The organism is Pseudoalteromonas sp. TB51, assembly GCF_000498055.1.
GTDB classification, from domain to species: Bacteria; Pseudomonadota; Gammaproteobacteria; order Enterobacterales; family Alteromonadaceae; genus Pseudoalteromonas; species Pseudoalteromonas atlantica.
Window position 1 is genome coordinate 1 of sequence record NZ_AUTO01000148.1, and the last position, 8,353, is coordinate 8,353.

An 8,353-nucleotide genomic window follows, 5' to 3' on the forward strand; every position below is an offset into this window, starting at 1 on the left:
CCGCCACTAATCACACAAAGGGTTAAACACAACGTTTAGCCCTTTTTGTTTGCAATCAATTCACGTATTCTGGTTCAACACCTATATAAAATGTTAAGGAACAAACGATGAAATTTGCACTAAAGTCACTACTTGTTGCCTCGCTTACGCTGACCTCAACAATGGCACTTAGCCATAACCATGAGTCAAGCCTTAGCCATGCTATTCAATCAAGCGAGCGTAGCGCTAAAAATAGCGCCCGCGATGAATACCGTCACCCTGAGCAAACGCTGGCATTTTTTGGTTTTAAACCAACAATGACTGTGGTTGAAATTGCCCCAGGCGGTGGTTGGTACAGCGAAATTTTAGCCCCTGCACTTAAAGAGCAAGGCTTATATTACGCAGCGCATTTTCCGAGTGATTCATCGGTAGGTTACTACCAGCGCTCTTTAGCTGGCTTTAAGAAAAAAGTGGCCGAAGATGAGCGTTTTAGCAAAGTAAAAATTTCTGAGTTTGCCCCATTAACGCACACTGATATTGCCCCTGCCGGCACTGCCGACATGGTATTAACCTTTCGCAATGTACATAACTGGTACATGGGTAAAGACACTAAAGGTGCACTCAGTGCATTTAAGTCTTTTTATAAAGCGTTAAAACCAGGTGGCGTATTAGGTGTAGTTGAACATCGCTTAGATGAAAGCCGACCTGATGAGGATCAAAAATCAACCGGCTACATGAAGCAAAGTTACGTGGTCGATTTAGCTAAAAAAGCTGGATTTGAATTAGTTGCAAGCAGTGAGATTAACGCCAATCCAAAAGATACAGCCGATCACCCTAAAGGGGTGTGGACGCTACCACCTAGCTTACGCCTTAGCGAACAAGACGCTGATAAATACAAAGCTATTGGTGAAAGCGACCGTATGACGCTGAAATTTAAAAAACCGCTTTAAATAGGAATATTTCGCCATGAATGTATTAGTCATTGGCAGCGGCGGCCGCGAACACGCACTTGCGTTTAAGGCCGCTCAAAACACGAAAGTAAACACTGTATTTGTAGCACCGGGTAATGCCGGTACTGCACTTGAGCCAAAACTAGAAAACGTAGCAATTAACGTTGAAGACCTAGATGGCCTATTAAGCTTTGCGCAACAAAACAATATAGAACTTACTATTGTTGGCCCTGAAGTACCGCTTGTATTAGGCGTAGTAGATAAGTTCCGTGAACACGGTCTCGCTATTTTTGGTCCAACAGCCGGTGCAGCGCAGCTAGAAGGCTCTAAGTCGTTTACTAAAGACTTTTTAGCTCGCCATGCCATCCCAACCGCTGATTACCAAACGTTTGAACAAATTGACCCAGCCCTTGCTTATTTAAAAGAAAAAGGCGCGCCAATTGTAATAAAAGCAGATGGCCTAGCAGCTGGTAAAGGCGTTATTGTGGCAATGGATGAACGCGAAGCTGAAGATGCTATTCGCGATATGCTTGCCGGTAATGCTTTTGGCGAGGCTGGCNGGCAGCCGCGTCGTGATCGAAGAGTTTTTAGAAGGCGAAGAAGCCTCTTTTATTGTTATGGTTGATGGTAAAAACATTTTGCCATTTGCAACAAGCCAAGATCATAAGCGTGCATACAATGGCGATGAAGGTCCAAATACTGGCGGCATGGGCGCATACTCACCGGCACCTGTAGTAACCGACGAAATCCACCAGCGCATTATGAACGAAGTCATCGTTCCTACCGTTGAGGGTATGGCAAGCGAAGGTCATCCTTACACTGGCTTTTTATACGCAGGCTTAATGATTGATGCCCAGGGCACGCCTAAAGTAATTGAGTACAACTGTCGTTTTGGTGACCCTGAAACGCAACCTATGATGCTTCGCCTTAAATCAGACTTAGTTGAACTAGTTGAAGCGGCAAACCGCGAAGAACTTGATAAAACAACCATTGAGTTTGACCCGCGCGCAGCCGTAGGTGTTGTACTTGCTGCTAAAGGCTACCCAGGTGATTACCCTAAAGGTGATGCAATATCAGGCCTTAAAGTTAACTACCCTGCTGATGAAAAAGTATTTCATGCGGGTACTAAGCAAGATGGCGAAAACGTTGTCACCGCAGGTGGGCGTGTATTATGTGCAACGGCACTCGGCAATACCGTTACCGAGGCACAGCAACGTGCATACGAGCTTGTAAAACAAATTAGCTGGGAAGGTATGGAGTACCGCACCGATATTGCTTACAGAGCGATTGCCCGAGAGCAGTAGCCTGTAACTAAATTATTGGTTTAACTTAGGGCCTGTTTATCTTTCGAGATTAAATTTGCAGCAGTGTGTTTGGTATTTAGGCAAGGCAGAGCCTATGTAGTCTGGTTATTCCCCATAAATAGGCGATAACGCAGTATAAATACCAAACACGCGCTGCACGAAGGTTCGTCCTAGGGACGATTAACTCTTTGTTGCTCGGTTTTTACTTAGCCCACTAGGTTACAAACCTCGCGCCACGATTAAATCGTCCCTAGTTAGAACAAATTTTAATCCTGAAGGATAAGCAGGCCCTAAAAATTTAACTAAAAAAGCGCAGTTTATATGCGCTTTTTTAGTGCTACACTAATTAAAAGATTTATTACAAGTATACAACGTTGGAAACGAAAACTTTACGTTATCATGCCGCGGCCATAGCCATACTGATTTTCATATTTTATATTATTAGCACACTCGCTTCTAACCTGGTTGTGCCGACTCGCTATACCATCGATAAAACCACGCCTGTATATTTAGACTTTGCCTACTACATAGATGAAAGTAAATCTCACACACTCAACGATATTATTTTAAATCCCGAGCTAATCACCCACCAGCCGTTAACCGATATTCAATGGAGCTTTAAGCAGCAAAACTATTGGCTATTTATAGACCTTGAAAATAAAAGTTTGGATGCTCAAGACATTGTTGCCCATTTCGATAACCCGATGGTTGATCACCTCAGCGTGTATCGGTTAAACAAAAGAAATGAGCTTATAGAAAGCTATAAATTAGGTGATAAAGTAAAGTCTCTTACGCTTTTTCAATATAGCGTACCGCATATACGTTTTGCACTTGAGAGTAAAACAACAGAGCGCTTAGCCATAAAAATAGATACGACGGGGATCAGCAAAACCCCGGTTAATTTGTATCGCCATAAAGAATTTGTTGATTTAGTTCGCTCGCAAACCGGCATTTGGGGCATATTTGCCGGCGTGTTATTAATGGCTGCCCTGTATAATTTAGTGCTTTATTTTGGGATTAAAGACCGCGTTTATTTAGTTTATATAGGCTATATAATTAGTGCGCTGTGTTTAATGGGCATTGTAATGGGCTTTGGCTTTTACTTGTGGCCCCTAGAGTGGCAATTGTACTTACACGAAAAAGTGATTTTTTCAAACTACGCAATGGCCTTTTTTACGCTCGCCTTTTGCACCATGTTTTTGCGCTACCACAAGGACAAATGCTGGCGCTATAAAATGAGTAAAGCGCTACTTATTTTAATATTTTTATTATCAATCACCACTTTATTTATACCCGAATACATTGCTGCACCCATCTTTTTTTGTGTATTAAGCTTGTTATATATTACGTGTGTTATTTTAATTTATAACAAACTACGCACGGGCTTTAGGTGGGCGAAGTTTTACGTTTTTTCGTGGGTTCCCCTCATTGTTGGCGCGGCAATACAGCCATTAGAATTAACGGGCTATTTGGATTATAGCTTTGCGATTCGTCACGCGTTTTTAGTGGCTATATTGTGTGAAGTTATTTTAATGGCTATGGCACTTGCCGATAGAGTGCGCTACCAGCGCGAGCGTGCGCTTTATCATGCTACACATACTCAGCAAACTAAATTACTTAACAGTGCCAAATTAAAACAAGCGTTTATGAGCTTACAAGCACAGGGGCGAAATACCACCTTGTGTTTAATTAAAATTCGCCATTTTAACTCGCTCAATACCATTATTACCCCATCGCAGGGCTACACTTTAATAAAGCACGTGGCTAAACAAATAGAGTTAGAGCTTAGCCATGAGCGCGAATTTACCAACCTCGATACAGATTTTAATAACAGCCCCCGCTTAGCCGACTTAGGCAGCGGGGTATTTGCCTGCATATCTACTAAAAACCAAAACCAGGAGTCACTTGAAGGGGCCTTAATTAAAGTTATAAATAGCCTGCCCAAACAATACGAAATTCAAGGCTTAAACTTACAACTTACCTATAACATAGGGATTAGTAGCGCAGCCCACAGTGACGACTTTGAATACTGGACGAAACGGGGTTACTTGGCACTTAAAAAAGCTAAAAGTAATAACGATTTAGTAGTAAGCGCTTCTAACGGCAGTAATATATTAATGGATGTGGCATTGGCCGCTAAATTACAAAAAGCGATTAAAAACAACCAACTAGCGTTGTATTATCAGCCTCAAATAGGGCTAAACTTTAATCAAGTATGTGGCGCCGAAGCGCTGCTACGTTGGCCCGACCCGGCTTTTAAAGGCGTATCGATAGAAGAGCTGATCACCCTTGCTGAGCACACAGGTATTATTAACGAGCTTACCTTATGGGTTATTGAGCAAGCCTGTAAAGATATCCTCAAACTAACCGAGCAGGGCTATAACGATCACCCAATTAGCGTAAATTTAAGTGCTAAAAATCTGTCGATTAAAAACCTAGCCGAAAAAGTCGAAAACGTCCTTATAAAATACCAAGTTCCGGCGCAGCTTCTTAAGTTTGAATTAACGGAGTCAGCATTAGTCGAAAGCCACGAAGCGCTTATTTCGTTGGTTAATGAGCTTTCTGATTTAGGGGTGCGCGTGGTCCTTGATGACTTTGGCACTGGCTATTCATCGCTAAGTTATTTGGTTAATTATCGCTTTACGGAGCTTAAAGTAGATAAATCGTTTGTATTTGACTTAACAAATAACACCGCCAATAAAGTGATTGTGCAAACCGCTATAGATATGGCACATAACCTAGGGCTATCTATAACCATGGAAGGCATAGAAACCCAAGATGTGCACCACTTATTGAAAGAAATGGGCGCCGACAGAGCGCAAGGTTACCTATACGCTAAGCCCCTTCCCTTAGATGACTATTTGTATTTCTTAAAAAGCCAATACAGTTTAAAGATGTTAAACTCCACGTTTTAATATCAACATCTTTAGGGGCCAAGTAAAGATGCAAGGCACTTTGCGTAAATTAAAATCGAGCTTAACAGAGCCGGTTCAATATCATCTTCCTGTGGGCGACAACCTAGTCGACCTAAACGCACTCATTGGTAAAGAGTTAACGCTGACGTTTAGCGGTACCATTTTATGCTCAAACTGTGGCAAAAAAACCAAAAAAAGTTACTCGCAAGGCCACTGTTTTGTGTGTATGCGTAAGCTTGCTAGCTGCGATATGTGCATTATGAAACCAGAAACCTGCCATTACGATAAAGGCACTTGCCGCGAGCCACAATGGGGCGAAGAAAACTGCATGATCCCGCATTATGTGTATTTAGCCAATACCTCAGGGCTAAAAGTAGGTATTACTCGCCATACGCAAATACCGACACGTTGGGTTGATCAAGGCGCCACTCAAGCACTGCCTATTTTTAAAGTACAAACACGTTTGCAATCAGGCTTAGTTGAGGTGGCATTGGCCGAGTTTATTGCCGATAAAACCAATTGGCGTAACATGCTAAAGGGCCAAAACGAAGCCATTGACCTTAAAGCCGCCGCGGCAGAGCTGATCCCGCAAATTAGCGATAAATTAAACGAGCTAAGCGAGTTATTTGGTGCCACAGCCATAGAGCAACTTGATGAAGACGTGCTTGATTTAAACTTTCCGGTAACAGAGTACCCCACTAAAATTAGCTCGTTTAATTTTGATAAAAACCCAGTAGTAAGCGGCGTGCTGCAAGGTATAAAAGGTCAGTACTTAATTTTTGATACTGGCGTTATTAATGTGCGTAAATTTACCTCATACGAGGTAACAGTAGGGTAACTATGCTAAACAGCTTTCCACAGTTATTAATTGTTTATAATGAGCTTGAAATAGCGCACGATAAACAAGAACAAGAAGCGTGTTTGCACAGCGTTACGCAAAGTGAGCTTAGTAATGTGCGCGTGTTGAACAAGCAAGGTGAGTACGTTGACCTACACGGCGCTGCATGCGCCCCTCTTTCACAGGAGCAGCTAGCGCAACTGGTAACCACTTATTTATTAAATGAAGGGCAATGCTGCCTTGGCAAAATTAAAACCCTTAATACCAAGCAGGCGTTTGATTTACTGGGTTTATAACCCTTAGTTATACCAATTCGCTTAATTAAGTATTATTGCGGATTGGTCTTAGTACTCACTAAGCACTTTTATATGCGCTACAGCACTTCTTCCTAATGCTGATAGCGCATAGCCCCCTTCAAGGTAAGATATAACACCTTTGCAGCCACTCTCTTTTGCAACGTCGCATAATTGCTCTGTAAGCCAGCTGTAGTCATCTTCTACAAACTTTAAACTTGCCATGTCATCTTCTAGGTGGGCATCAAACCCTGCACTAATAAATAGCAGCTCTGGCTTAAAGGCTTTTAATTTTGGCAACCATTGGGTATTAAACACTTCTTTTAAATCATCGCCACTACTGGCAATTGGTAAAGGGGAATTTACTATGTGGCTGTTATTTTCTACGGCTGTGTTTGGGTAAAATGGGTATTGAAATAGCGAACAAAGTAATACGTTTTCATCGTTTATAAATATGTCTTGGGTGCCATTACCATGGTGTACGTCAAAATCAGCTATTGCTATACGCTTAATGCCTTTGCTTTGAGCATACTTAACTGCTATTGCTAAATTATTAAATACACAAAACCCAGATGAAGCGTGTGCATTGGCATGATGCCCTGGCGGGCGTACAGCGCAAAACGCCGCATCGAGTTTATCTGCGAGAATTTCATCTACAGCTAACAACCCTGCTCCTACGGCGCGCTCTACCGCTTTAAACGAATCAGGGCAAAGCCAGGTATCGCCATCAAGGTTATGTAGCCCCTGCTCAGGAACTAAGCGCTCCACAAGGTTAACTAACGACTCATCATGGGCTAATAAGTAATGCTCACGCTGCGCTTTAGGCGCTTGTAGATGCGTTAAGCCAATATCTACACCACTTGCCAAAAGTCTATCGGCAATAGCGTCTAGGCGCTCTGGGCACTCAGGATGATCGTCAATCATTTTATGTTTACGGCAATGAGGGTGTGAAATAACTGCAGTACGCATAAACGCTCCTTTAATGTGAGTGCTTAATATAACAAAGCCACCTTACGGTGGCTTTGCGACTTTGGTGTATAGCATCACTACTTAGCTTTTAAATTAAGGTTTCTAAAATCAAAACTAAAGTCTGTTACTGCTGTTGATACCGCGCGCATTTTTGCGCTATTAACACGGTTGTTTGCGCCCATATCAAAACGAATAAACGCATCGGCCTCGAGTAGCTTTTCATCCCACTTAACAATAAACGTATTACCCGTGTAATGCTCAAGCGTGCCTTTTAAGCGTTTGGTATGGGTAAAATCAATACGTAGTTTGCCATCGAGTTGCTCAATAATTACATCGCCGTACCAATCGTCGTGTAACGTGCCGGTGTAATTTATATTAGGTAACTGTGGCTGGTAATCAGCTGGGGTGTCGGGTTTTGCATTGGCGTAGGCTTTTTGTTTACTCGCAAAATGTTTTTTAGCCAACTCTTCAACCCAGTCTTTATCTTCAAGCTCGAGGGCATCTTCAAGCACTTCGTGGGTTACTGCCGAAAGTGCACTAAATGCTTGCTGATTAGATAAAATAACAATGCCGAGCTTTTTCTCAGGCAATAATGTAACTTGCGACACCATACCTAAAATACCCCCGCCATGGCCTAGCTTTTTAAAACCGTGGTAATCTTCAATGCTCCAACCTAGCCCATAACCTCTAAATTGCTGATGATAGGCCTCATACGCACTTTTAGAAGCCATAGAGGTAATATGCGGGTGCCACATTTGCGCTTGCTGTTTTTCACTAAATAGTTGCTCGCCACTTGGCATTTTTCCGCCAGCTAACTGCGTTAGTAACCATTGGCTCATATCGTTTACGCTCGATGCAATAGCCCCTGCGCCTCTAAAGTCTTCTAGGTAGTTAACAAAAAAAGGATTGAGCTTGCCATCCATTGGTATGTGGCCAATTGCCCAGTTTTTATTGCTTTTTGGAATACGCGAAAAGCCCGCGCGCGAGTTATCCATGTGCAAAGGCTGTAATATATTTTTTTCGATGTAATCATTCCAGCTCATACCTGATACACGTGCCACCACTTCGCCTGCGGTTACAAACATTAAGTTGTTATAGGCATACT

General features: G+C 42.5%; 6 protein-coding genes and 1 pseudogene. 5 read left to right on the top strand and 2 right to left on the bottom strand.

The window, feature by feature from the left end; translation table 11 throughout:
* Positions 1-107 precede the first annotated feature (107 nt).
* The 5 genes and pseudogenes from L650_RS0107705 (at position 108) to L650_RS0107725 (ending at position 6,282) form a co-directional block, all read left to right on the top strand.
* The gene (locus L650_RS0107705; RefSeq protein WP_029772749.1) at positions 108-929 is read left to right on the top strand and encodes a class I SAM-dependent methyltransferase; all 822 of its coding nucleotides are present in this window, start codon (positions 108-110) and stop codon (positions 927-929) included.
* 16 nt (positions 930-945) lie between these two features.
* A pseudogene (gene purD / locus L650_RS0107710) lies at positions 946-2,233 on the top strand (phosphoribosylamine--glycine ligase).
* A 374-nt stretch (positions 2,234-2,607) separates the two neighbouring features.
* Entirely contained in the window at positions 2,608-5,148 is a 2,541-nt protein-coding gene (locus L650_RS0107715; RefSeq protein WP_029772751.1) for an EAL domain-containing protein, read from the top strand.
* Positions 5,149-5,176: 28 nt separating this feature from the next.
* Positions 5,177-5,986, top strand: coding sequence for a DUF2797 domain-containing protein (locus L650_RS0107720; RefSeq protein ID WP_029772752.1), 810 nt, complete (start codon positions 5,177-5,179; stop codon positions 5,984-5,986).
* Positions 5,987-5,988: 2 nt separating this feature from the next.
* Positions 5,989-6,282, top strand: a complete 294-nt coding sequence (locus L650_RS0107725) for a hypothetical protein (protein ID WP_029772753.1) — start codon at positions 5,989-5,991, stop codon at positions 6,280-6,282.
* A gap of 48 nt (positions 6,283-6,330) precedes the next feature.
* On the opposite strand, the gene L650_RS0107730 is transcribed toward L650_RS0107725, so the two are convergent.
* Positions 6,331-7,248, bottom strand: a complete 918-nt coding sequence (locus L650_RS0107730) for a histone deacetylase family protein (protein ID WP_029772755.1) — start codon at positions 7,246-7,248, stop codon at positions 6,331-6,333.
* Positions 7,249-7,325: 77 nt separating this feature from the next.
* A partial coding sequence (locus L650_RS0107735; RefSeq protein ID WP_029772756.1) for a serine hydrolase occupies positions 7,326-8,353 on the bottom strand: 1,028 nt, incomplete at its 5' end.